Raw genomic sequence first — 21,545 nt, 5'->3', positions numbered from 1 at the left:
GCGTGGGTTAACCCTTCGATCTAATTCAATGTGTCGACCGCCTCCAGGAGGTCTGAAGTGATCCAAGTGGGTGGGCGATGGAGCCTGGCATTCACCTCAAACCATAATATTAATACTTTCATATTTTCTTAAAAAAAGGGGTGACCTAAGCAGTCAGCCCTTCACTCCTTGTAACTCTCAATGGTTGATCCAATCGATGTCTTTTTTCAACATGGCCATCGTTTCAGCTTCTTTACTATTTGGTCTAGGTTGGAAGTTATATGTCCAGCTGACTTCAGGTGGCAAGCTCATGAAAATCGATTCGATACGACCCCCTGAGTCCAAACCGAATTTCGTGCCTCGATCATATACAAGATTAAACTCGACATACCGTCCCCTTCGGACGCGTTGCCATTTCAATTCGGCTTCTCCATAAGGAACGTGTCTATTCTGATTAATCAGTGTAGTATAAATACGGGGAAAAGCCTCACCTATTCCGTTGACAAAGGAAAAGCGATCTTCGAGACTGAATTCCTCTGTTATACCGAGACGGTCAAAAAAAATCCCGCCAACTCCACGTGTTTCATTACGATGTTTGATATAAAAATAGTCGTCGGCCCATTTCTTAAAAGCTGGATAATAAGAGGGATGATGTTGGTCACATAAAGATTTTAGCGTTTGGTGGAACATTTTTGCTTGACGGCCATCAATGTAAATCGGTGTAAGATCAATTCCACCTCCGAACCACTTCTCGCCATTAGATACTTCAAAATAACGGACGTTCATATGTATGATAGGAACCATTGGACTGCCCGGATGCATGATGACTGATACCCCAGTCGCATAGAAGGTTCCACCCCGATTGACTTGGAGGACATCCGCCATCTTATCTGAGAGAGGACCATAAACTTCCGAAAAATTGACGCCTCCCTTTTCAATGATCTTTCCGTTCTGGATGATCCTTGTACTGCCACCCCCGCCCTCGTCACGTGTCCAAATTTCTTCCTTGAAAATTTCCTTTCCATCACAAACTTCAATCTCACTGCAGATGTCATCCTGGAGACATTTGAACGTTCTGCTGATCAATACTTTGTCGATTATTCCTGTATTTGTTTTTTCTTTAATATCCATATCTCTAAGCTGGTACCTGAGTTTATGACTGAACCAGTTACCAGTTATTCCCCCTCACATGATTTACTTTTTTTAAAAGCAAATTTAGTTTGTTCAGGATCGTGGAAGTCTAAGAACTCTTTCATGAATCAAACATACAGCATTATCTGAATTTTGTAAAATATTAACTTATATTGTAGAAGGGTGTAAAAAGAGTGTTTCCATTATGGAAAACACTCTGAAGTTGCCATATATTTTTTTCAACCTTTGATTTTACTGATAAAAAGAACCTTCAAGTAATCTCCCTCCGGAAATTCCTTAATCGTCTTGAAATCATTTGGTAGTGAATGTTCTTCGATGATCTTATATTTTCCGCCCATTTCACTGAATGCCTTGTCTACGAATGATTTGAACTTTTTCATATCGATACCTGCAAAATTCGTCGAGGCTATAATCAGCCCGTTATCTTCGGTAATGGAAATCGCTTCTTTAATCAAGTCTTTATAATCTTTCGCTACGCTGAAGCGATGTTTCTTTGACCTTGCAAAGCTGGGCGGATCAAGGATAACCATGCCGAACTTCAAATTGTTCCGGACAGCGTAGTTGAAATAATTGAAAACATCCATGACACGGATATCGTGCGCTTCATAATCCACCCCGTTCAAGCTGAATTGTTCAACCGTCTTATTAAAGCTACGGTTGGCAAGATCGACACTTGTTGTTTTAGCCGCTCCTCCAAGCGCAGCAAAAACAGAGAATGCTCCTGTATAAGAAAACGTATTTAAGACTGTCTTCCCATCGGCATGATAGTCACGGATCGACTTACGTACATTCCTTTGATCAAGGAAAACACCAACCATTGCGCCATCGTTCAAATATACAGCAAAGTGAACCCCGTTTTCTTTGACGATGATTGGAAATTGAGCCCGTTCTCCAGTAAGGAAATCGTCGTCATCTATGTATTGACCTTTTAGATCAAAGCGTTTCTTTTCATAGATTCCTTTGTAATCCACTAAATTCTGGAACAACTCTACTATCAAGTTCTTGAACTGATAGATGCCTTCGCTGTACCAATTTAGTAAAAGATATCCATCAAAGTAATCGACAGTAAAACCGCCTACACCATCTCCTTCTCCATTTAAAATACGGAAGGCGTTCGTTTCCGAATCCGCGAAGAAAGATTTCCTATGCCTAATCGCCTCTTTAATCTTACGCTCGAAAAACTCGTAATCAATTTCCTCATGTTCTTTTCTCGTCAGAATCCAACCGTACCCTTTATTCTGTTTTCCATAATATCCTTTTCCGATGAAACGCTTTTGTTCATCGATGAGCATGAGAAGAGTACCTTCTTCCTTCAAATCGTTCAAATTGACGATCGCTTCCTTGAATAGAAGTGGATAACCGCTTTTAAACTTATTGAAGTACTTCGATTTTATCGTCAACACAATTTCTTTAGGCATGATTTGTCAATCCTTCATTTCATTATTTTTTCGCTGAAACCTTTTGAATCCATATTATCACTTTTTAAATCATGAACAAAACGGAAAAGCGGAATCGCCCTGAATAGCTACGAAGGTCACTGGAAGCCCAACGAGGAGGCTTACGGATCGCCGGCTGAAAGGGAGTGATTTAATAACTGAGCCTTATAAAAAAGGACCTATTGCCAAAACTACATTGCAATAAGCCCGATTTTCCTTCTTTTAAATCAGATTGAATCCTTAAGGAACATACCCACTTTTTTTATATATGCACTTTAACTAGTCAGATCAGATGGCTTGTCTTTTCCACCTAGCAATAGAACGCTTGTCATGAAGCGTGATGCCGCTCTTTGTAAAAGGATCGACCCTTTTTCCATTGCATCTGACAATGTCATCGGTTCATCGACGATCGGCAGGACTAAGGAAAGGCCTTGTCGTTTAGCAGCTTGTAAATCTCCTTCAATCTTACCGGCAAACGCAATCGCGGGCACGTGATGTTTGGCTGCAATCCGTGCAATACCGATAGGGACTTTCCCGTACAAGGACTGGCCATCGACTTTTCCTTCCCCTGTGATGACAAGGCGGGACTGGCTGATTTGGGATTCCAACCCGCTTAATTTCGAAATCAAGGTAAAACCGTTCTCGAACTTCGGTTGTAAAAAGGCAAGGAGGGAGAAACCAAACCCGCCAGCTGCACCACTACCCTCATCGGATCGATACTCTTTCCCTATATGAGAAGCGACAGTTTCTGCATACCGCCCCATCCCATTTTCAAAGAAAACGAGTTCATCTTCGGTAACCCCTTTTTGAGGCCCAAATACCGCTACAGCACCCTCTCTTCCAAGTAAAGGATTAGTCACATCAGAAGCAATCGTGAATTCAACATCGGCTAAACGGGAATCCAAATGGGTCGCATCAATGGATTTAATTTCTCCGAGTTTACCACCAGAGGCTTGGACCCTATTCCCAGCCTCATCTAAAAACCGGATGCCCAATGCCTCGAAAAAACCTGTTCCGGCATCGACTGTTGCACTCCCCCCAAGACCAAGGATCACTTTATCCGCCCCAAGATCCAGTGCCCGGGAGACTAACTGGCCCGTCCCATAGGTAGAGGCATGATAAGGATCGAGCTCTCCCTCTTTTAAGAGCGGAAGACCAGAAGCCGCTGCTGTTTCGATCACAGCCGTCTTCGTTTTCTCAATCCATCCGAAATCCGCACAAACCTGACGTCCAAGCGGGTCTTCCACTTCTTCTGATTGTTTTTCTCCACCTAAAATGGCTGTAAGAGCTTCGACTGTTCCCTCGCCTCCATCTGCCATCGGGATCAGTACAACGTCAAGATCTTCATCGACTTCCAACAAACCTTTCCGTATCGCTTCAGAAGCTTCCGTGCTCGTCATTGACCCTTTGAAAGAATCCGGGGCGACGATTATTTTCATTACAATCACCTGCTACTTGTATTTTACCGATTGTTTTTTATACAGCAGCCTCCTTTCCCATTAATGGATACTCCTGTATATTTTGACTTTCAATCTTTCTTCACAAAATAAGCTTAACACTTCTTCAGAATATACTGCTCGCTTGTCTGAGTATACTCAAGGTCCGCGATAGCTTCCTTGTTCGATAATGTCTCCCTCGCTAACAACCAGGATCTTATCAGCGCTCCGAATCGAATTCAATCGATGTGAGATGGCGAACCTAGTGATTTTCGCCATCAGCAGAGGCTGGACAAATTCGACGATCCGTTCAAGCACCATCAGAGATAGAGCAATGGAAACCGATAATTTATATAAACGCAAATAGGAAAATCCTTTTTCATTGATAGAAACCCTGGTGTTTCTTGATGTTGTAATAATTATACAGCATATAGAAAAGAGCGTACCGGAATGGCCGCTCCTTTAATTCTATTCGTTATAATTTTGAAGCAATCCTCTTTTTTATTCTGGCATACATTTACAATTGGTCTAAGTTCTTAAAATTATTGATATCGATGACAAAGCCGATTGGCATGTAGGCTCAATGGTCATCGTTTTTGCTTAAAACAACCTTTTTTATATAAGATGACGTTTGCACCCCTCTTGAAAGTTGCAAAATTATATGGCCTTATTGCTTTATAGAATGCTCTGCTGCAGCCAGGCTTCATTCTGTCATGAAGCTCGATGATCAAGATCTTGACCTTGCTCAACCAACTTTCGTACCCTTGTGAAAACAACTCTTTCTCAGCACCTTCAACATTCAGTTTCAAGATATCAATTTCTTCCATTCCGAAATTTGCAGCAATGGAGTCGATTGTAACTGCTTTAAATGACCCTTGTTCAGCCCGTTCGGTTTCCTCTACCATCATCCCCCATTCACCTAAACCAACATCCTTTACTTTTAAAAACGTATTCTTGTTCCATAAACCGGCATGTAGAAGTTTAATCTGATCATAGTTCCTGATGTTTTCTTTCATCACTTCTACATTAGAAGGTTCTGATTCTACCGCCATTATTTTCGCATTTGGAAATTGTTCTGCAAAATAGACACTCGTATACCCGACATTTGCTCCGCCATCGATAATCCATTTAGGTTGAAAAGTCAAAGTTGGTAAACGGTATTCCTTTTTATGAAACACGTATTTGAACGTATCGAAATCTGTAGAATCTTTACGGAAATACAACATCTCTTTAATTCCCGATGCCTTTATGCTATTTAGTTGAGGCTCCTCCAAGCCCATCACTCCCATCCCTATTTTTATATTCATATGAACTTTTTCGATATCTCACCACGGAAAAGACGGATGTTTATTAAAACTAAAAGACCGGACTGAGCCACAAAAAGAAATGACGGGTCTCCCCGTCATTTCTTTTTGTCCCTTATTCAAGATTTTTTACTGTTGTCATTACTGTTTTTCGATTCTGAAATCCTTCCTAGGAAAAATCCATCTATTTGATCTATTTTCCCTCTCCAAAGGATCTTACCTTTAGAGGGTGTTGGTTTATTGTCCCCGCAGTATACGCGGGTGTTTTTCATATGAATGAAGTTTGCTTCTCCACCATCATGTGAATCTGCTGCCTCACTTGCTTCCGAAAGGTCTTCACTTAACTTTTGAGCAATCTCGCTGCCATCTTCAAGTTTACCACTAAGCTCTTCGAAGTATTTTTTTGCTGAAATCATCGTACCGGAGATAACAGAACCGTTCACGTTCAATGTAATATCCAACGTGAAATCACCTGTATTCGCTGCTTTCGCGAAGTATTCAATTATACTATCTTTTGGCACAACTGAACTCATATTGATCGCTCCTTTACAATTCAGTTATGAGGAAGTATCATCCTCACTGGTTAGTGATGTATCTTCATCATCTTCTTTTTCATCTTTTTTTGATGCTGTTTTCTTTTTTCCATTTGTTTTGTTCGATTTCTTAGCATTGTTATTCTTTTTTTCTTCTTCGTCCTCTTCGTCCTCTTGGTCATCACTGTCGTCTTTGTTTTCTTCTGTTTTCGTGCTTTTTGATTGCTTTTTCTTTGTAGAAGCTGAGCTTGATTTTTTTTGCCGGTTCGTCGATTCTTCTTCCTCGTCTTCGGTCTCGTCTTCTTCCTCATCATCTTTGTCATCAAGCAATTTGTTCATTTTCTCTTCTAATGCATTCAATCGATCCTGTAGCTTTTGGTTTTCTTCCTGCAGATTTTCTATTTCTTCCGTATCCTTCTCATCTGCTGTTTCTGTCGTTGCGCTGACTTCTGTTCCAGCACTATCACTTTCTTCAGAATCTTTGTGCTTTCTGTTATTCAAGAAATTCGTAGTGGAGGTTTTAAGACCCTGAGCAGCCTGCTTGGATTTTTCCTTCGCAGATCGACTCAGATCCATGCTTTTGTTCTTTAACGCTTCTTTATCGACCCGTGCCCAAAGCTTCTTGCCATTTTCAGGTGTGGCGAGGTACCCAATTGTCGCACCTAGAATACCGCCTGCCACAGTACGTTTGATCGGTCCACCTGTCACCATGTTTTCAGCCTGCTTTTCCTTGTTTACCATAAATTTCTCCTCCAATCACTTTATATCTTTAATATTCATACGATTTGTTTGATTGGTGTGAGTTGAATTGTTTTCAAGTTGGTCAAGGCGTTCTTTCAATTGCTTATTTTCATCCTCTAATGCTTTGTTTTGCTCTTCTGATGCTTTTGAACTCAAGTAAGGATCATTTTCCCACCAATCCATTCCGATTTCCTTCGCTTTATCAACTGATGCGATGATCAGGCGAATCTTGATTGTCAACAGTTCGACATCCGCAAGTCCAACTCGGATATCCCCTGCAATAACGACACCTTTATCTAGAATCTTTTCTAAGACATCGACGACCGAATGTGATTCTACAGGATGTTGCACAGACATTGTATATCCCTCCTTGGTCCTTTTGGAGGACCGTTTAAAACGAGTTACGAATCAAATTCGCCGTTTAACAATAGATCTTAAATGTTTCATTAGATTCATACCGAGGTGATTTCCCAGGTCCACTTGCTGATGATGATACATAAGCCTTTGATTCTATAGAAATAAACTATCGAAGAAGGTTTCCTAAAGGACCCAAATCTATATTCAAATCCTCAGCTTCAAGGCCGAAGATGTTCTTTAGTTCTTCCATTTTTTCCTCTAAATTCATCAGGGCGACACCGAGATCTTCAATTTGTTCATCGGTAAGGTTCCCACCTTCTACTCGCCTGATTGCATGCCGTTCGACAATTTGCCGTAATAATTCGATCACAGTCATGACTAATTGAGCTAGTCCTTGCTCCGCATTTTCCGGGTCGATGTCTATCCGTACATTATTTGTTTGACTCTGCGATTGCATCAGTCAGTACACCCCTTTGTCTTTCAAAGTTCTCAGACGATACAGTTTTATTGCCGTGTGTTTGTACGAGGGTTTCAACAGAGGAGATCAATATTCGTAAGTCCAGATAGACTAGATCAACACCCGCGATTGAAATAATGATATCTCCCCTTATTGCCACTCCTTTATCGAGAATGACATCTAAAATATCTATAAGTGCAATTTCCTTGTTTTCAATCGATTCTCTTTGTGACATCGATCAGATCCCTCACTTCACGAAAAGCTGGAAAAATGGTAAGCCGGCCATGGTCCTGAAGCTTCAAACCTCCAACCATTTTGTCCTCGTTCCTTTTCTAGCCTTTTTACTTCATCCAAAAAAGAATCAACTTTAGCAACTGGCAAAAGAAACACGCTGTTCCAGGCCATATTTTCCTTCAGCCCTGTTATATCCCTGCTCCAATTTCTTTTGATTTCAGCTTTAACGGAAAACTCTTTCAGCTTTTCATGCAACTTTTCACATACTCGGTTTTTTTCCTTTTCAAGTTCCTCTTCAACCAATTCATCAATCTTTTTCATTTCAAAAAATCGTCGTCCAGGTGTCAGTGCACTGATTTCTTTTTTCTTCGCTTCGATTTCGTAATTATTTTTACTTACATCGTGTTTCAGCTTTTCATCATCGCAATAGATTTTAAGGTTCCATTCTTCATTGCCTTCAAGCGATTCAAAGGTCTGTTCAATTTTTTCTTCACTCGCTTGAATCTTGTCATACATGCTTTGTTCGTTTTTATAAATGGTACAGAACTTTAAAGGTATAACGGGATACTCCTTGTATAACTTCACCATTGTTTCGTGATGATGGAATGCTTTTCCCTGCAGCCATTCCATGTCATTGTCGATTTTCTCCTTGATGGTTTCTTCTGAATACTCATCTGGGTCAAGCCTGCAAACAACAGCCGTGACATTATTGATCGGAATCGTATAAAGCTCTGACTCACCGTCGAACCCTTGAAACGATGGAAATGATTTTTGTGCTGCAGCTGGTGTTGGAATTAAACCATATAAATAGATAAGTTGATCCATCTCCATTACCTCATTCCTTCTTCTTGGTTAATTCTTCCCATTGTTCGATTTCTTTCTGTTTTGCAATTTCATATCGATTTAATAACTCTTCCTCTTTCATCTTATATACATCCTCCGGTATTTCTTCTAGTTCATACATCATTTGCAGCTGGATGAGCTTCTGTTGGATTGTTGGAAGGTCATACAGTTCCTTGTCGACTTCCTCTTTTACCTTTTCGCCTACTTTAATGACCAAATTCATTGGTGCAGTGACGATTTTGTGTAACATCAGCTTTCCTCTACTGTCAAACGGATATTGATGAAATTGTAGGCTGGCCAAGGACCTGTGTATTTGAAATCAACTTTATCCTTCCATTTTTCATGCGCTTCATTTACCTTTTCATCGAACAGTTCCTCTTTATCGCGATCAACTAGGAAAGAGGCGTTCAAGAGCATGGTTTCACTGAGACTCTCATTCGCTTTCGCTGCTTCAGCCGTTTTCTCCAGAGGTGAAAAAATCTCCGTTTTTATATCATCTTGGATTTCTTGGACCATCTTCTGAGCCATTCCACCTAACTGGATACGTTCATAATAGCTTGCAGCCTCTGATTTACCTTTAACCGCCGCCGCTTTCTTGACCGCTTCAGGATTTTCGTTGACTTTGTTTTCTAGCCATGCCTTTTTGCCGATTACCTTTAAACCTACTTCAATTTTTCCTTTTATTTCAGGGAACAGTTTCTCGAATTGGGGATACAAGTTTTCCAATAAGACCTTTACATCATCCCGTGTCTTGAATACATTGCCAAAGCTGATCGGAATGACTGTATTGTTTTGTTCCATCACCTTTGATACGGTGTTCTGGTGAAACATCAAATTATCTCTATTCGGATGATAGATTTTCATCGGCACTTCAGCTACAACCATAGCAGCATCCTTGTATCCGATTGTGAAGATTTCCCGTTCAGTGCCTTCTATTTCGACTGTTCCAAAAGAATCCCCATCCTGTTCGGTCTGTATCCCACAAAATAGATAAATGCCCTTTTCTTCCTGATCGCCCATTCTATTACTCTCCTTTTTCATGGTTACATGTTTAAATATTGTTGCATTCTTTTCGTATCAGTTCTTCTACTGCTGTGCGAGGATCATCGGATTCTAGACAACGGCTCATCGGATAAGAAAGGATATCGAGACAGAGTTGCTGGAATCCTTCATCCTCACCATCGATTGGAATATCTTCTTCTAAAGCTATCGTTGCAATCATGATGGATGTTCGTATGCTTGGAACACTACCCGTCTCCTTCGGGCATCGGCTTCGTAAATTTGATACGAGGGTCGTGATCGCTCTTGCATCACTCTTATCAATTCCAACTTTTTCTGAAATGATTTCTGTTTCCCCATCTATATCTTTATAATCCACATAGATGGTGATCAGTCGATCCATCAAGGCATCCTGGGTTTTATAGACACCAGCATATTCTGCTGGGTTACTTGTGAAGATCAGTGAAAATTCAGGGTGTACCTGGTAGAAGGGTTCTGTAAGTTTTGATCCGTATAACGGGAGGACACCCTCTTCTAATATTGATAAAAAGAGATTGTTCGTCGTTGGTCGGGACCGTGTAAATTCATCATAAACAAGCGTATACCCATTTTTGACTGCTTCGAGCAAACGCCCATCTCTCCAAGTTTCTGTAACACTTTCATCTTTTTTATAGACCGACCGTACATACTGATCGATGACTTTTTTACTTGTATAACCTGTGAAATCACCAATCAAATCTTTATTGTTCAGTTCGTGGTTGCCATGCATCACCATGACAGGTCTCTTCCGTTTCTTTGCAACGGCTAGTGCAAGCGAAGTTTTGCCTGCCCCGGTAGGTCCTATGAAATGCAGCGGGTACCCGGCGTTCAGGTATTGCAAAGATCGGGAAAGCAACTGTTCGGTTTTCGGATCTTTTATGAATGCCCGCTCATCTTTCTTTGTCTGTTCCTTCAATACAGCCATTGAAGCCTCCCTCTGGTTACCTCCTTGACTCCATGTCCACTGCGCTTCTGAAGCGGACGTCCAGCCTCTTGAACGAGGTGACCTCTTTATCTTGATTGATTAAGACTTCATAGGTTCCAATCATTTCGTCTTTTGCGTACTTTTTCATATATTCTTTTTCCTCGATTACTTCGATTGTGACCTTCCAGCCTTCTTTTTCCTCCATTGCCTCCACCGATGTAATTTTATGCGGCGGGGCGATATGCTCCTTGAAAAAGTCAGTCACATTTCGCATGATTTCTTTGATTTCCATAGCCGCCTCCACTAACCATTTGAATTAGGAGAGAAGGGGGTGTCTGACTTTTAGGACACCCCCAGCCCCCTATATGCTGAATTGTGCATTTCCTCTTTCATTTGATTGGGCTGGTAATCCTTCCTCTTCTACTTCATCCCGTAACAAGCCGACTGCTTCGGCATAACGTAACCATGTGTCGACACTAGCGATGACTACCCGTGCTTCAACTGTTAAGATTTCTATGCCTACAACAGATACTCTGACGAATGCATCGATGACAATCCCCTTATCCAGAATCCGATCGATTACTTCTGCAAGACTAGAACTATCTGTACTTTTTTGAACAGCCATTCTATCATTCTCCTCTCAAAATGGTTTAATGATTTAAGATCCAAATGTCTTAATATCCTTTGAGGACTTGATATCCATAGAGCTTTTTATTTCCGTTGAACCTTTTACATCTTTATAGCCCTTGATATTGTTGACGCCTTTCAATTTCTTTTTATTTTTATAATCAGAGGAAGATAGTTTTTCTTGGAATTCTTCCCCAGCTTCTTTGATTTTTGCCAGCTTATCCCTGACAGACAATAGGACATCTTGTACTTTGTCTTGGGCTTCCTCTGCTTTTCCATGGACTTTATCCGCATTCCGCTCCTTAGCATCCTCTAACTTTTCGGAAGCTTTATTTACTTTTGATTGGAGCTCACTCGTCATCTTTTCTTTTACTTTTTCCTTCGCTTCCTCCCTCACCTTCTCTTTTAAAGAGTCCGGTGCCTTTTCAATTGCTTTTATGACTGCTTTACGAACAACCTTTTTCATAGGTTTATCACTCATGGGAACTCCCCCTTTAAGGTTGCCTTAACGTTACTTTTTCTCCTCAAGCAAAGCACTCAATTTATCCTCAATCCGTTGTAGTTGTTCGTTCAAATTTTTATTCTCTTCTTTCAGTTCATTGTACTTTTCATCAGCATCTGAGCCGGAATCTCCACTTTTCTGCCCTTCATTGCGTTGTTTTGGAAATGTTCCGCCTGGATTCAATAAACTTCCTTGGTATTTATTCCAATAACCTTCCGCGGTTTGCCGTAATGCCATCATAGCCTGTTCAGTGATCATCTGTTGAGCAGATCTTCTTAGTTCGGTTCCCGCAGCCCTTGCCACTTCTGATCGGCCAAGACTGTTGATAACCTTTTTTCCGGTACCAGGGCTTGATAGGAGACCTATGCTAGCCCCAACAAGTCCTCCAATTATGGCAAGATTCATAGAGTTTTGTCGGTCATTTGTTGGTTGATTGTCCCTTTGTTTATCTGTCATCCCAATTCGAATCCCTTCTCTAGTAATCTCCAGTATTTAGCGTTTGTCAGCTTCATATATTTTAAAAACTTAATTGTCCTTGTCTGCCTTCCACTAGCCCTTCTTCCTGTACATCGTCCCGAAGCAATCCAACAGCATTGGCATATCTTAACCAAGTATCTACGCTGGCGATGACCACTCTCGCTTCAACCGTTAAAATTTCAATGCCAACAAGTGAAACTCTGACGAATGCGTCAATGACAATTCCCTTATCTAAAATCCGATCAATCACTTCGGCCAGGCTTGAACTATCCGTACTTTTTTGGATGCTCATGGTCCACATTCTCCTTTCAGTCGTTAGTAGAGTGATAAAGGATCTAACCAAACTGAATATTTGAGTTTAGTGGGACTATACCCCCTTTGATTTGGCCTTAAAACCACTGTTGTATAAAGATGGATATTAGGTACCAGTTTTTTTATATAATATTGTCGAATTACATTTTTATGTAATATTAGAATCCTATATTAGTAGGATTTTTTACGGTCATGGTTTCTGAATAAAACAAACGTAACAATTAGGTTACAAAAAATATAAACCCAAAAACAAGATGATCTGGCTATAAGATTGTTCAAAATACGACAATTAGTAAGAATAACCAAGCATTAGTAAGAATATTCGAACTTATCCAACTTCTTATACTCCATTTAGAATAATATTCCAATATATAAGCGAATATGGACTTTGTCCCCTGTCTTAACCCCCCCTATACTAATAAGATAAGGTTATTTCCTGTCACCGATACTAAACCTTCTTTAGTAATAGCTCTGTTAAACTTGAATGTTGATTTTCATGAAATTTATTCCCTTTCGCGGACGATTCGTATGCCTCTTCGCTCATCCCTCACTTCAGGATCTCATCTGGCACGTTATCCGCAGAATGCCCTGAATTTCACTTAAAGCATTTTTATTAGAAATCAACATTAAATCTACCGAAAATCTTATATTTAAAACTTTTAAGGAGGTTCAAAAATTGAAACGACTATCTTTATTTATCGTGGTTACTACAATGATGTTCTTATTAGCAGCTTGTGGAGCTAATTCTGAGGCCGACAGTGATGGTTCAACTCTTCAACGGGCTAAGGAAGAAGGAAAAATCACCGTTGGATTTGCCGGGGAAAATCCTTATGCCTATGAGGATGAAAATGGAAAACTAACTGGGGAAGCTGTCGAAATTGCCAGGACAATTTTCAAAGAGTTGGGTATTGAAGAAATGGATGGTGAATTAGTAAAATTCAGTTCTTTGATTCCAGGATTGAAGGCTGGAAAGTTTGATGTCATCACCGCCGGAATGTACATAACACCAGACAGATGCAAAGAGGTTGCATTCGGTGAGCCGGAATACAGCATCGGAGAAGCACTCGCCGTACAGAAAGGAAACCCGTTGAACCTTCACAGTTATGAAGATATCGCGAATAATCCTGATGTAAAGGTGGCTGTGATGAATGGTGCCATCGAAATTGATTACTTAAAGGCAGCTGGTGTCAAAGACAGCCAAATGGAAATCGTTTCTGATATTCCAGCAAATATTTCCTCCCTTGAATCAGGAAGAGTTGATGCAATTACTATGACCGGCCCAACTCTTGAAGCTGCACTCAAAACGGCAAATGCGAAGAATATCGATCGTGTAGAAGATTTCAAACAACCGACAGTAGATGGAGAGAGTGTACGAGGTTACGGTGCTGCAGCATTCAATCCATCAGATGAAGAACTTATCAAAGCCTATAACGGAGAACTTGAAAAGTTAAAGGAATCCGGGGAACTATTAGAAATTATAAAACCATTCGGATTCACTGAAGAGGACCTGCCAGGAGATATGACAAAAGAATCTTTATGTTCTGAGTAGATCCACTCCTTTTTTATAGCACAACTAATGAATACTTAGGACAGGCGCTCTATAAAGAGGAGGGCCTGTCCTTTTCTTGAAGGCTTCATCCGTTCATTATCTGTGAAAGGTCTTTTCACACATCTTTCCACAGATCTTTTTTATAATCCAAAATTGAAGGGTGTGGGACAACATTAACGTTTATTTCGACATCTTACATAAATTATTGCCGGCAGGATGGATGACGATCAAAATCCTGATAACATCGGCATTATTAACCTATTTGATCGCTTTTATAGCCGGTTTAGGCAGAGTATCACAATTTTCAATCATTCGGACCTTGACCTTGATTTACGTAGAATTATTCCGTGGCACATCATTGCTCGTACAAATGTTCTGGATCTTCTTCGCCCTACCTGCATTTGGTGTAGAATTTTCAGCCTTTTGGGCAGGGGTATTGGCATTAAGTTTAAATTATGGGGCTTATGCCTCTGAAGTTGTAAGAGGATCAATCCTAGCGATTCCCAAAACACAGACTGAAGCTTCGATCGCTTTGAATATGACCCGATGGCAACGATTGAAATTGGTCATCTTGCCTCAAGCATTCCGGATCATGCTTCCGGGCCTGGGGAACAACTCGATTGAACTTCTCAAGGGGACTTCCCTCGTATCACTTATTACTTTAGGGGATTTGACGTACCGTGGATTGATCATCCAAAATACGAATCTTAGTTACACCGTCCCTGTATTTATATTGTTATTGATACTATACTTCATCATCGCCCTACCACTTATTATCCTTGTCCGTCGGTTAGAGGCTAGTGCATCGAAAGGAGTGGCAAAGGTATGAGTTGGAATTGGGAGTTTGCCTTAAAAGTTTTCCCGGAAATATTCAATGTCATTTGGCTTGTGATTGGAATAACATTCGGTGCCTACGCAGTTGCTCTGGTATTTGGCCTGATATTAACCTTCGCCAGACGATCAAGCTTCAAGCCTCTATCTTGGACTGTCTACGGTTTTATTGAATTTATTCGCAGTACACCGCCATTGGTCCAACTATTTTTTGTGTATTTTGCATTACCGTTGATCGGCATATCTCTTAATAAATATGTAGCTGGAATCCTTACCTTAGGGATTCATTACAGCACCTATGTATCAGAAGTGTATCGTTCTGGGATCGACTCAATCGAAAAAGGGCAATGGGAAGCTGCAAAAGCATTGAACTTTACCAAATCACAAACATGGTCTAAAGTCATTCTTCCTCAAGCGATCCCCCCTGTCATCCCAATGCTTGGAAATTATCTGATTGTTTTATTTAAGGAAACACCCCTCTTAATGGCAATTGGCGTAGTTGAATTTCTTCAAAAAGCATTCTTGATTGGAGCGGATCATTTTAAATATCTCGAGCCGTTGACCATCGTAGGCTTACTATTTCTTCTGCTCAGTTATCCATCTGCCCTGCTTATCAACAGACTTGAAAAATGGTCAAACCAAGCTTATGGAAAGGGCAGTCGTTAACTAATCAAAGCCAATAAAGATCATAGGAGAAAGGACGGAACAATGACAAAAAATCCGGTTCAAAACCAACCACTCGTTAAATATGAAAAGGTTTCAAAGAAATTTGATAATTTAGAGGTTTTAAAAGGATTAGATCTTGAGATCAACCAGGGGGAAAGAGTAGCTTTAATCGGTCCAAGCGGTTCAGGGAAAACCACTATTATTAGAATGTTGATGACATTAGAGGAGCCTACTTCCGGTGTCATAAAGGTCGACGGCAATCCATTATGGCATAAAGAAGTAAACGGTAAGTTGGTTCCAGCAGATGAAAACCATTTGCGTAAGATCCGCGGTGATATCGGCATGGTCTTTCAACAATTCAATCTATTCCCCCATATGACGATTCTAAGAAATGTAACTGAAGCTCAGGTTCATGTTAAAGGTACACCTAATGATGAAGCTGAAAAACGGGCAATAACTATGCTTGAAAAGGTCGGGCTGGGGGAAAAAATTGATGCTTATCCTCTTCAACTGTCTGGCGGCCAGCAACAACGGGTTGCCATAGCCAGAGCTGTTGTTATGCAGCCGAAAATCATGCTTTTCGATGAAGTGACCTCTGCATTAGATCCTGAACTCGTTGGGGAAGTCCTTGAAGTTATTAAAGAAATTGCAAAAGAATCTGATATGGCCATGATTCTCGTTACACATGAAATGGATTTTGCACGGGATGTAGCCGATCGCATCGTTTTCCTACATGGTGGGCTGATTGAAGAACAAGGAAGCCCTAAAGAAATATTGGAAAACCCACAAAGTCCCAGGCTTCAATCCTTCCTTAAACGTTTTTTGAGTACTACTTAATAATTAAGACTCTGCGTAAAAGCCCTGGTTAACCACGAGGGCACTGGCAGTCCGACGAGGAGGCTCGAACCAAACAAAGTTCGGTTCTGCGCAGGCAGCACTACGAACTAAATCAATGTGTCGGCCGCCGCAGGAGGACTGAAGTGATCCAAGTGGTTGGGCGGTGGAGCTAGACATTTCTTCACCGCAACCAAAATTTTTATACATTCATATCCTTCAGGAAAAAGAGCTCAGATTCGAGCTCTTTTTTCACTTTAATAGATGGGAAATATGCGAGACTCCGGTGGGAAAGCAGGCTAAGCTAGACCCCCGCAAGCACGAAAATAGCCTTAATAAGTATTTTTAGTCCCTCCCTTATTCAAAATCCCTAGAGCACGTTTACACATATTTCCCTATCAAGGTTTCAGGCAAAACAGTGGTGCCTTACCCCTAACTATCAATGTCCAAATTGTAAACGCTTCACTTTATGTAAGAACTTCTATTTACTAATTCTTCCTCCTTTTATGATGTTAGATAAGCTTACATGGTTAATGAATACAAATGTTGTTCATGTAAAAATAAACATTATCAAAGCATTAGAGGTGGTTAGAATATGGAAACGAACTATTACAAGGGAAACAAAAAGATTCTAATGTTAACAACACTAGCTTTTTTCATTACTTTTGTCGTTTGGTTTAACATGGCTCCATTAATGTCAACCTTGAAAAGCACTTTCGGTCTCACAAATGATGAGGTAGCTATTTTGGCTGTAGCAAACGTTGCTTTGACAATACCGGCTCGTGTATTAATTGGAATGCTTGTTGACAAATTTGGTCCAAGAAAAGTGTATTCAGGATTATTGATGATTTTAAGTATTCCGTGTTTTGCCTTTGCCTTATCAAATTCTTTTATCCAATTGATGATTTCAAGAATGTTTCTAGCTATTATAGGTGCCGGGTTCGTAGTTGGGATTCGTCTTGTATCGGAATGGTTCCCACCTAAACATGTTGGTTTCGCTGAAGGAATTTATGGAGGCTGGGGTAACTTCGGGTCTGCAGCTGCCGCGATGATCTTGCCGACTCTGGCAATCATATTTGGCGGTGAGAATGGCTGGAGATATGCAATTGGTTTAACGGGTCTTATCGCACTTGTATATGGGATTATCTTTAGCCGTATAGTAAGAGACACACCTGAAGGAATTGAATATAAGCGTCCTAAGAAAAGTGGAGCATTAGAGGTTACGAGCTATAAAGATATGATAGGTTTAATCATAATGACATTACCTGTTTACGGTATCCTCGGTTTTTTAACTTATAGATTAGGATGGCAATTGAATTTCATTAGTAATGGAGTTGCTTATACCGTTTTGGCGGCATTGCTCGGACTTTTCGTTCTAAATATTTACAAAATTCTTGATGTTAACAAAGAAACATTAAAAAATGGGATTCCTGAGAAAGAGAAGTATTCGTTTAAGCAGGTCGCCATTTTAGACTTCTCTTATTTTTGTACGTTTGGTTCTGAGCTGGCTGTTGTTTCAATGCTACCATTATTTTTCGAACAAACATTCACATTAAGCATTGCCCAAGCTGGTTTAATTGCAAGCAGTTTCGCATTTATGAACTTAATGTCACGCCCAGGTGGTGGATGGTTAAGTGATAAATTTGGTCGAAAGAAAACGTTAAGCATTTTAATGTTAGGTTTGGCACTAGGATATTTCGCCATGGCACAAATTGGCTCTAGCTGGCCTATATGGCTTGCAGTCCTAATTACAATGTGCTGCTCATTCTTCGTTCAAGCAGGTGAAGGTGCAGTTTATGCAATGGTGCCACTCGTTAAAAAGAGAATAACAGGACAGGTTTCTGGAATGGTAGGAGCATATGGAAATATTGGTGCAACGACATTTTTAACAATTTTTAGTTTTGTTAGTCCAAAGGCCTTCTTTATCACAATTGGATGTTCAGCGATTGTTTGCTTCTTGTGCACTTTATACTTGAAGGAGCCAGATATGGAGGCAATTGTAGAACAAACCTTAGAAAAGGATGAAGAAAAAAATGCAGAGCGAGTGGTATCTTAAAAAAACAATATATTTCATCTTGCAGAGGTAATTTTAAGACCTATAGCGGGTGTACAAAAGCCCTCTCTCCCATGACTACATGGAGAGAGGGCTTTTGTGAAATATGTGAATGAAGAAGTGTATACTACCCCGGGTAGACTGGCTTGCCTTATTTTATCTGTCCAATCTGCCGATCGACTATTGTTATTATTTGCTCAGTTTATAATAATCCATCTTAGAAGTCTCTACAAAACCACAGGATTTATAGAGGTCTAAGGCATTCTTGTTTTTCACAGCAACTTGCAGCATTATTTTATTTACTTGCCTTTCATTCAGGTAATCTATCGCTTTAATTAATATCTCTCTACCATAACCTTTTCTTCGATATTCCGGAAGGACTCCTAACCCGTAAATACCACCTATACCATCATTTACAGCTAAATGTACCTTTCCTATGATTGTATTGTCAATTTCAACAATAAAAATATCTACCCCGCGCTTTGCCTCTTCCTCCGGGAGGATCAGATCCTCTTCCACGGATTCAACTTGAAAATATATGGTATTTTGCCTTGCGATTTCTTTCGCGTCTTTATTGATTGCTTTCCTAAGTATCAAATTATTTAAAGCTGAACCTAGATTTGATTCACCTTTTAAATACATTTCATATTCAGAGTTATCATAAAGAGCACCTGTTCGTTTGATAAATTCAAGACCAGGTAAAGAGTTATTATCACTAAGTAAAAGCATATCCGTTAATTTTCTTTTGTACCACTCATCCTTCACCAATGAGAATAACCTGTTGAAGACTCCCATTCTCCTAAATTCAGGATGAACCATACCATTTACCTCTAACGTTTCTCTACCAAATTGACATACACCAATATATCCGATAAGTGTCCCTTCATCATAGAACATGAATTCATTGATCTTATTCATATCTACATTTTTATCTAGTGCTTTGCTCCATTTATAATCAAGTTCTAGCTTTAGTGTTACGTTATCTTCCATAACACAATACTTCTGGAGACCATTTATTTCTTCATAGTCCTGTTGGTCTAGTTGCCCTTTTAATTTTATACTGGGGTTTTTCATTTGCTCCATGATTTCGTATATCTCCTTTTTTTTGAAGAAAATAATAAGAACATGTATAAGTATATATTAAAACAACTGCATGAAGATTTCATGCCATAATCGATATAAATATTGATAGTAAACTTAACTACAAATATATATCATACTGGTTCTTTTTACTCCTAACCGGTAGTCTGTCTTTCCTAATTATATGATGTAAGCGCTTTCCAAAATAAAAATATTTTGTTATTATTTTATTTTTTAGTATTTTATATAAATACTAAAAAATTAGGAAAGGGAGATTTATAAAGTATGAGGAAAAAATTCGTATATTCATTTTTAGCTGTTTTTTTAATTTTTTCATTAGGGGCTTGCTCGGAAAAAACTAAAGAAGCACCTGATACAAATAAAAGTGAAAGTAAAGAGACTCACAGTAAACAGACTGCTCATTGGTCCTATGAAGGAGAAACAGGACCAGAACACTGGGGAGAATTGGATCAAGCGAACGCAACATGTGTTGACGGAAGTGAACAATCTCCAATTAATATTGAATTCTCACAGGTAATAACTGATAAAAAAACAGAAAACATTCAGATCCAATATGAGCCCACACCTTTTACACTAGTAAACAACGGTCATACCGTGCAGGCTAATGCTAAAACGGAAAGCAACAGTATATTAGTTGAAGGCAATAAGTACAAGCTCGCTCAATTTCATTTCCATACTCCGAGTGAACATCAATTTAATGGTCAACATTATGATATGGAGCTACACCTTGTACATAAAGACGCGAATGGAAAGATTGCCGTCCTTGGAGTAATGATACAAGAAGGGGAAAAAAGTGAAAAACTTGCATCTATTTGGGATGTATTACCCAAGGAAGAAACAAGAGAAGGTATTCCCGTAAAAGAACCAATCGATTTACAGGGTATACTTCCTCAAGATCAAAGGTCTTTTCATTATAATGGATCGTTAACAACTCCTCCTTGTACAGAAGAAGTGAAATGGGTCATATTTGAGGAGCCGATTGAAATGTCGAAAGAACAAATTCAGGCATTCCAACAAATCTTCCCCGACAACCATCGTCCTGTTCAATCTTCAAATGATCGTGAAATATATGAAACTAAATAAAGAATGAATCAAGTAGAATGGCCTACTTAGATTTTTAATATATATTTTAAATACGTCATACCGAACACTTCCCATTATAGTAATCTTTCAAAAGTAAACTATCCCATTAGGGTAGCCCTATTGGGATAGTTTTTATTTACCTATTTCTTATGACCTAAGAGTGTTGGAACGGTAACAAACTCATAGCCCTGTGCGCGCAATTCATCAATGATTTGAGGCAATGCCTTAACAGTTTCAAATTGCCCCGCTACATGGTAGTTATGTTGAAGGGCTATAACCCCAGGGCTAGCATCTTGCTTCAGTCTTGATACAATTTCTTCTGCAGGCGCTCCAGTCCAGTCCTTTGTATCGGCCGTCCACATGATCGAACGGTAGCCTTGTTTATTAAGCATTGCTATCTGTCGATCTTCAATTTCTCCAAATGGCGGTCGGAATAAATCTGGTTTAAACCCTATAATTTTCTCAATTTCTGCGCTAGTGGACTGTATGTTTTCGTTAAATTGTTGATCTGTGAGCTCAGGTAAATGCGGGTGATCCCAAGTATGGTTGCCTATAACATGTCCCTCTCTGTAAATTTGTCTTAGTTGTTCAGGATACTTCTTTGCCCTCTCTCCTACAACAAAAAAGGTAGCCTTCACACCTTTTTGCCTTAGAATTTCTAAAATTTGCGGGGTATAGATATTTTCTGGACCGTCGTCAAAAGTAAGGGCAATTCTTTTTTCACTTGAATTCCCCATAGAAATCATTTCATTTTTTTTTGGAACATTGATTATTTGTCCTGGATAAATCAAATTGGAATCTTTAACTGTGGGGGTGGATTCTAATAACTCAGATATAGAGACTCCGAATTTAATAGAAATTTTATAAAGTGTGTCCCCTTTCCTAATTATGTACGTTTTAGGAATTTCTAAGGATTGCCCCGGCTCAATTATAGTAGTATCCAAATTGTTCACGTTAACAACCCTTTCTACTGGTGTTTGATACTTGTCGGAAATTTTCGAAAGGGTATCCCCGGTTTAACGATGTATGACTCTGCCATTGCAGACTTATCAAACATAGGGAGACAAACTAAGAT

General features: G+C 39.7%; 27 protein-coding genes. 6 read left to right on the top strand and 21 right to left on the bottom strand.

What is annotated here, in order from left to right:
* Nucleotides 1–177: 177 nt before the first annotated feature.
* The 19 genes from hemF to gvpA form a co-directional block, all read right to left on the bottom strand.
* A complete protein-coding gene (hemF, locus tag L1611_RS13845; RefSeq protein ID WP_236314135.1) occupies nucleotides 178–1,110 on the bottom strand; it encodes an oxygen-dependent coproporphyrinogen oxidase in 933 nt (310 codons plus the stop codon).
* 239 nt (nucleotides 1,111–1,349) lie between these two features.
* Nucleotides 1,350–2,549, bottom strand: coding sequence for a class I SAM-dependent rRNA methyltransferase (locus L1611_RS13840; RefSeq protein WP_236314133.1), 1,200 nt, complete (start codon nucleotides 2,547–2,549; stop codon nucleotides 1,350–1,352).
* A gap of 293 nt (nucleotides 2,550–2,842) precedes the next feature.
* Nucleotides 2,843–4,006, bottom strand: coding sequence for a glycerate kinase (locus L1611_RS13835; RefSeq protein WP_236314132.1), 1,164 nt, complete (start codon nucleotides 4,004–4,006; stop codon nucleotides 2,843–2,845).
* 156 nt (nucleotides 4,007–4,162) lie between these two features.
* On the bottom strand, nucleotides 4,163–4,366 hold the full coding sequence (locus L1611_RS13830) for a hypothetical protein (RefSeq protein ID WP_236314131.1): 204 nt from the start codon (nucleotides 4,364–4,366) through the stop codon (nucleotides 4,163–4,165).
* A 224-nt stretch (nucleotides 4,367–4,590) separates the two neighbouring features.
* Nucleotides 4,591–5,277, bottom strand: coding sequence for an FkbM family methyltransferase (locus tag L1611_RS13825; protein ID WP_236314130.1), 687 nt, complete (start codon nucleotides 5,275–5,277; stop codon nucleotides 4,591–4,593).
* A gap of 149 nt (nucleotides 5,278–5,426) precedes the next feature.
* Nucleotides 5,427–5,840: a gas vesicle accessory protein GvpU gene (gvpU, locus tag L1611_RS13820; RefSeq protein WP_236314129.1), complete on the bottom strand. Its 414-nt coding sequence runs from the start codon at nucleotides 5,838–5,840 to the stop codon at nucleotides 5,427–5,429.
* 24 nt (nucleotides 5,841–5,864) lie between these two features.
* On the bottom strand, nucleotides 5,865–6,581 hold the full coding sequence (gene gvpT / locus L1611_RS13815; RefSeq protein ID WP_236314126.1) for a YtxH domain-containing protein: 717 nt from the start codon (nucleotides 6,579–6,581) through the stop codon (nucleotides 5,865–5,867).
* A 15-nt stretch (nucleotides 6,582–6,596) separates the two neighbouring features.
* Nucleotides 6,597–6,938 carry a gas vesicle protein gene (locus tag L1611_RS13810; protein ID WP_236314125.1) on the bottom strand — a complete coding sequence of 114 codons (342 nt, stop codon included), beginning with the start codon at nucleotides 6,936–6,938 and terminating at the stop codon, nucleotides 6,597–6,599.
* A gap of 166 nt (nucleotides 6,939–7,104) precedes the next feature.
* The gene (locus L1611_RS13805) at nucleotides 7,105–7,395 is read right to left on the bottom strand and encodes a gas vesicle protein K (protein ID WP_236314124.1); all 291 of its coding nucleotides are present in this window, start codon (nucleotides 7,393–7,395) and stop codon (nucleotides 7,105–7,107) included.
* On the bottom strand, nucleotides 7,370–7,630 hold the full coding sequence (locus L1611_RS13800; protein ID WP_236314123.1) for a gas vesicle protein: 261 nt from the start codon (nucleotides 7,628–7,630) through the stop codon (nucleotides 7,370–7,372). The genes L1611_RS13805 and L1611_RS13800 overlap by 26 nt, the downstream gene beginning before the upstream one ends.
* Nucleotides 7,631–7,647: 17 nt before the next feature.
* Nucleotides 7,648–8,454 (bottom strand): GvpL/GvpF family gas vesicle protein, encoded by an 807-nt coding sequence (locus L1611_RS13795; RefSeq protein WP_236314122.1) that lies wholly within the window; start codon nucleotides 8,452–8,454, stop codon nucleotides 7,648–7,650.
* Nucleotides 8,455–8,464: 10 nt separating this feature from the next.
* Nucleotides 8,465–8,722, bottom strand: a complete 258-nt coding sequence (locus L1611_RS13790; RefSeq protein ID WP_225064975.1) for a gas vesicle protein GvpG — start codon at nucleotides 8,720–8,722, stop codon at nucleotides 8,465–8,467.
* Entirely contained in the window at nucleotides 8,722–9,492 is a 771-nt protein-coding gene (locus L1611_RS13785) for a GvpL/GvpF family gas vesicle protein (protein ID WP_236314121.1), read from the bottom strand. The genes L1611_RS13790 and L1611_RS13785 overlap by 1 nt, the downstream gene beginning before the upstream one ends.
* A 31-nt stretch (nucleotides 9,493–9,523) precedes the next feature.
* Nucleotides 9,524–10,435, bottom strand: coding sequence for a gas vesicle protein GvpN (gene gvpN / locus L1611_RS13780; RefSeq protein ID WP_236314120.1), 912 nt, complete (start codon nucleotides 10,433–10,435; stop codon nucleotides 9,524–9,526).
* A 16-nt stretch (nucleotides 10,436–10,451) separates the two neighbouring features.
* The gene (gene gvpO / locus L1611_RS13775; protein WP_236314119.1) at nucleotides 10,452–10,727 is read right to left on the bottom strand and encodes a gas vesicle protein GvpO; all 276 of its coding nucleotides are present in this window, start codon (nucleotides 10,725–10,727) and stop codon (nucleotides 10,452–10,454) included.
* Nucleotides 10,728–10,796: 69 nt separating this feature from the next.
* A complete protein-coding gene (gene gvpJ / locus L1611_RS13770) occupies nucleotides 10,797–11,060 on the bottom strand; it encodes a gas vesicle protein GvpJ (protein WP_225064979.1) in 264 nt (87 codons plus the stop codon).
* A gap of 33 nt (nucleotides 11,061–11,093) precedes the next feature.
* Nucleotides 11,094–11,543: a gas vesicle protein GvpQ gene (gvpQ, locus tag L1611_RS13765; protein WP_236314117.1), complete on the bottom strand. Its 450-nt coding sequence runs from the start codon at nucleotides 11,541–11,543 to the stop codon at nucleotides 11,094–11,096.
* Between the two features lie 30 nt (nucleotides 11,544–11,573).
* Nucleotides 11,574–12,020 (bottom strand): YtxH domain-containing protein, encoded by a 447-nt coding sequence (gene gvpT, locus L1611_RS13760; protein ID WP_236314115.1) that lies wholly within the window; start codon nucleotides 12,018–12,020, stop codon nucleotides 11,574–11,576.
* Between the two features lie 61 nt (nucleotides 12,021–12,081).
* On the bottom strand, nucleotides 12,082–12,333 hold the full coding sequence (gvpA, locus tag L1611_RS13755; RefSeq protein WP_225064982.1) for a gas vesicle structural protein GvpA: 252 nt from the start codon (nucleotides 12,331–12,333) through the stop codon (nucleotides 12,082–12,084).
* Between the two features lie 732 nt (nucleotides 12,334–13,065).
* Here gvpA and ehuB point away from each other — a divergent pair.
* The 5 genes from ehuB to L1611_RS13730 all read left to right on the top strand — a co-directional run bounded on the left by ehuB (nucleotide 13,066) and on the right by L1611_RS13730 (nucleotide 18,289).
* Complete coding sequence (gene ehuB, locus L1611_RS13750) at nucleotides 13,066–13,902, top strand: ectoine/hydroxyectoine ABC transporter substrate-binding protein EhuB (RefSeq protein ID WP_236314376.1); 837 nt, start codon at nucleotides 13,066–13,068, stop codon at nucleotides 13,900–13,902.
* Nucleotides 13,903–14,074: 172 nt separating this feature from the next.
* The gene (gene ehuC, locus L1611_RS13745) at nucleotides 14,075–14,731 is read left to right on the top strand and encodes an ectoine/hydroxyectoine ABC transporter permease subunit EhuC (protein ID WP_322972560.1); all 657 of its coding nucleotides are present in this window, start codon (nucleotides 14,075–14,077) and stop codon (nucleotides 14,729–14,731) included.
* The gene (gene ehuD / locus L1611_RS13740; RefSeq protein WP_236314111.1) at nucleotides 14,728–15,399 is read left to right on the top strand and encodes an ectoine/hydroxyectoine ABC transporter permease subunit EhuD; all 672 of its coding nucleotides are present in this window, start codon (nucleotides 14,728–14,730) and stop codon (nucleotides 15,397–15,399) included. The genes ehuC and ehuD overlap by 4 nt, the downstream gene beginning before the upstream one ends.
* 42 nt (nucleotides 15,400–15,441) lie before the next feature.
* Nucleotides 15,442–16,236: an ectoine/hydroxyectoine ABC transporter ATP-binding protein EhuA gene (gene ehuA / locus L1611_RS13735; RefSeq protein WP_236314109.1), complete on the top strand. Its 795-nt coding sequence runs from the start codon at nucleotides 15,442–15,444 to the stop codon at nucleotides 16,234–16,236.
* Nucleotides 16,237–16,828: 592 nt separating this feature from the next.
* Entirely contained in the window at nucleotides 16,829–18,289 is a 1,461-nt protein-coding gene (locus L1611_RS13730) for a NarK family nitrate/nitrite MFS transporter (RefSeq protein WP_236314108.1), read from the top strand.
* Between the two features lie 186 nt (nucleotides 18,290–18,475).
* On the opposite strand, the gene L1611_RS13725 is transcribed toward L1611_RS13730, so the two are convergent.
* Complete coding sequence (locus L1611_RS13725; protein ID WP_236314106.1) at nucleotides 18,476–19,369, bottom strand: GNAT family N-acetyltransferase; 894 nt, start codon at nucleotides 19,367–19,369, stop codon at nucleotides 18,476–18,478.
* Nucleotides 19,370–19,651: 282 nt separating this feature from the next.
* Here L1611_RS13725 and L1611_RS13720 point away from each other — a divergent pair, with 282 nt between their 5' ends.
* On the top strand, nucleotides 19,652–20,470 hold the full coding sequence (locus L1611_RS13720) for a carbonic anhydrase (RefSeq protein ID WP_236314104.1): 819 nt from the start codon (nucleotides 19,652–19,654) through the stop codon (nucleotides 20,468–20,470).
* A 140-nt stretch (nucleotides 20,471–20,610) separates the two neighbouring features.
* Here the strand turns inward: L1611_RS13720 and L1611_RS13715 are convergent, their stop codons facing one another.
* A complete protein-coding gene (locus tag L1611_RS13715) occupies nucleotides 20,611–21,423 on the bottom strand; it encodes a polysaccharide deacetylase family protein (protein WP_236314102.1) in 813 nt (270 codons plus the stop codon).
* Nucleotides 21,424–21,545: the final 122 nt, after the last annotated feature.

The sequence above is a fragment of the Pseudalkalibacillus salsuginis genome (assembly GCF_021646685.1).
Lineage (GTDB): Bacteria > Bacillota > Bacilli > Bacillales > Fictibacillaceae > Pseudalkalibacillus > Pseudalkalibacillus salsuginis.
Note: the sequence above shows the minus strand (reverse complement) of the source record. Positions and strands in the feature narration are given on the sequence as shown.

Bases quoted from the DNA above. Each gene is read 5' to 3' on its own strand.
- gvpT (WP_236314115.1), bottom strand. From the start codon at position 12,020: ATGACAGATAAACAAAGGGACAATCAACCAACAAATGACCGACAAAAC.
- gvpO (WP_236314119.1), bottom strand. From the start codon at position 10,727: ATGGAAATCAAAGAAATCATGCGAAATGTGACTGACTTTTTCAAGGAG.
- L1611_RS13720 (WP_236314104.1), top strand. From the start codon at position 19,652: ATGAGGAAAAAATTCGTATATTCATTTTTAGCTGTTTTTTTAATTTTT.
- L1611_RS13840 (WP_236314133.1), bottom strand. From the start codon at position 2,549: ATGCCTAAAGAAATTGTGTTGACGATAAAATCGAAGTACTTCAATAAG.
- hemF (WP_236314135.1), bottom strand. From the start codon at position 1,110: ATGGATATTAAAGAAAAAACAAATACAGGAATAATCGACAAAGTATTG.
- gvpT (WP_236314126.1), bottom strand. From the start codon at position 6,581: ATGGTAAACAAGGAAAAGCAGGCTGAAAACATGGTGACAGGTGGACCG.
- L1611_RS13810 (WP_236314125.1), bottom strand. From the start codon at position 6,938: ATGTCTGTGCAACATCCTGTAGAATCACATTCGGTCGTCGATGTCTTA.
- gvpN (WP_236314120.1), bottom strand. From the start codon at position 10,435: ATGGCTGTATTGAAGGAACAGACAAAGAAAGATGAGCGGGCATTCATA.
- L1611_RS13790 (WP_225064975.1), bottom strand. From the start codon at position 8,722: ATGTTACACAAAATCGTCACTGCACCAATGAATTTGGTCATTAAAGTA.
- gvpU (WP_236314129.1), bottom strand. From the start codon at position 5,840: ATGAGTTCAGTTGTGCCAAAAGATAGTATAATTGAATACTTCGCGAAA.
- ehuB (WP_236314376.1), top strand. From the start codon at position 13,066: ATGATGTTCTTATTAGCAGCTTGTGGAGCTAATTCTGAGGCCGACAGT.
- L1611_RS13800 (WP_236314123.1), bottom strand. From the start codon at position 7,630: ATGTCACAAAGAGAATCGATTGAAAACAAGGAAATTGCACTTATAGAT.
- gvpQ (WP_236314117.1), bottom strand. From the start codon at position 11,543: ATGAGTGATAAACCTATGAAAAAGGTTGTTCGTAAAGCAGTCATAAAA.
- ehuA (WP_236314109.1), top strand. From the start codon at position 15,442: ATGACAAAAAATCCGGTTCAAAACCAACCACTCGTTAAATATGAAAAG.
- gvpA (WP_225064982.1), bottom strand. From the start codon at position 12,333: ATGAGCATCCAAAAAAGTACGGATAGTTCAAGCCTGGCCGAAGTGATT.
- ehuD (WP_236314111.1), top strand. From the start codon at position 14,728: ATGAGTTGGAATTGGGAGTTTGCCTTAAAAGTTTTCCCGGAAATATTC.
- L1611_RS13805 (WP_236314124.1), bottom strand. From the start codon at position 7,395: ATGCAATCGCAGAGTCAAACAAATAATGTACGGATAGACATCGACCCG.
- gvpJ (WP_225064979.1), bottom strand. From the start codon at position 11,060: ATGGCTGTTCAAAAAAGTACAGATAGTTCTAGTCTTGCAGAAGTAATC.
- L1611_RS13725 (WP_236314106.1), bottom strand. From the start codon at position 19,369: ATGGAGCAAATGAAAAACCCCAGTATAAAATTAAAAGGGCAACTAGAC.
- L1611_RS13730 (WP_236314108.1), top strand. From the start codon at position 16,829: ATGGAAACGAACTATTACAAGGGAAACAAAAAGATTCTAATGTTAACA.
- L1611_RS13795 (WP_236314122.1), bottom strand. From the start codon at position 8,454: ATGGATCAACTTATCTATTTATATGGTTTAATTCCAACACCAGCTGCA.
- L1611_RS13785 (WP_236314121.1), bottom strand. From the start codon at position 9,492: ATGGGCGATCAGGAAGAAAAGGGCATTTATCTATTTTGTGGGATACAG.
- L1611_RS13835 (WP_236314132.1), bottom strand. From the start codon at position 4,006: ATGAAAATAATCGTCGCCCCGGATTCTTTCAAAGGGTCAATGACGAGC.